The sequence below is a fragment of the Caballeronia cordobensis genome (assembly GCF_001544575.2).
Lineage (GTDB): Bacteria > Pseudomonadota > Gammaproteobacteria > Burkholderiales > Burkholderiaceae > Caballeronia > Caballeronia cordobensis.
Window position 1 is genome coordinate 1 of the sequence record NZ_FCNY02000067.1, and the last position, 1,430, is coordinate 1,430.

The 1,430-nt window shown below is 61.7% G+C and carries 2 protein-coding genes; both read left to right on the forward strand.

From position 1 onward, the window contains the following. A partial coding sequence (gene rfbB, locus AWB70_RS38080) for a dTDP-glucose 4,6-dehydratase (RefSeq protein ID WP_060854267.1) occupies positions 1–1,044 on the forward strand: 1,044 nt, incomplete at its 5' end. A gap of 10 nt (positions 1,045–1,054) precedes the next feature. After that, positions 1,055–1,430 (forward strand): sugar nucleotidyltransferase (locus tag AWB70_RS38085; protein WP_159680370.1); only part of this gene is annotated, 376 nt, incomplete at its 3' end.

Sequence of the window (1,430 nt, forward strand, 5' to 3'; positions counted from 1 at the left end):
GGTGCCGGTTTTATCGGCGCCAATTTTGTTCTGGATTGGCTCGAAGGTTCGGATGAACCGGTTTTGAACGTCGACAAACTGACGTATGCGGGCAATCTGGGCACGCTCAACGGGCTCAAGAACGACGATCGTCACGTGTTCGCGCGTGCGGATATCTGCGATCGCGCAGCAATCGATGCGCTGCTTGCGAAGTACAAGCCGCGCGCGATCCTGCATTTCGCTGCCGAAAGCCACGTCGACCGGTCGATTCACGGGCCGGCCGATTTCGTGCAGACGAACGTCGTCGGCACCTTCACGCTGCTCGAAGCGGCGCGCATGTACTGGTGCAAGCTGCCCGAAGAAGAGAAACAGGCGTTCCGCTTCCTGCATGTGTCGACAGATGAAGTGTTCGGCTCGCTGTCGGCCACCGACCCGCAATTCTCCGAAACGACGCCTTATGCCCCGAACAGCCCCTATTCGGCGACGAAGGCGGGCTCGGATCATCTGGTGCGCGCGTACCACCACACATACGGGCTTCCGGTGGTGACGACCAATTGCTCGAACAATTACGGTCCGTACCAGTTCCCCGAGAAATTGATTCCGTTAATGATCGCCAATGCGCTCGCGGGCAAGCCCTTGCCGGTGTACGGCGACGGCCAGAACGTGCGCGACTGGCTGTACGTGGGCGACCATTGCTCCGCGATTCGCGAAGTGCTCGCGCGCGGCGCGCTGGGCGAGACGTACAACGTCGGCGGCTGGAACGAGAAGAAGAACCTCGAAGTCGTGCACACACTGTGCGACTTGCTCGATGAGCAGAAGCCAAAGACGAGCGGTTCCTATCGCGATCAGATCACTTACGTGAAGGATCGCCCGGGCCACGACCGTCGCTACGCCATCGATGCACGCAAGCTCGAGCGCGAGCTCGGCTGGAAGCCCGCGGAAACGTTCGAGACCGGTCTGGCGAAGACGGTTCAGTGGTATCTGGACAATCAGGCGTGGGCGGACGAAGTGGCTTCCGGCGAGTACCGGAAGTGGGTCGAGACGAACTACGCGCAGCGCGCGTAAGGGGTTGAGCATGGCGCGCAAAGGCATCATTCTGGCCGGCGGTTCCGGCACGCGGCTGTATCCGATCACGCACGCGGTGTCCAAGCAACTGCTGCCGGTCTACGACAAGCCGATGATCTACTATCCGCTCTCGACGCTGATGATCGCGGGCATCCGTGACGTGCTGGTGATCTCGACGCCGCAGGACACGCCGCGCTTCGAGTCGATGCTGGGCGACGGCAGCCAGTGGGGCATGAACATCCGGTACGCGGTGCAACCGTCGCCGGACGGGCTCGCGCAGGCGTTCATCATCGGGCGGGAATTCGTGGGCAACGATCCGTCGGCGCTGATTCTGGGCGACAACATCTTCTACGGGCACGATCTGGCGAAGCAACTCGATGCCGCCA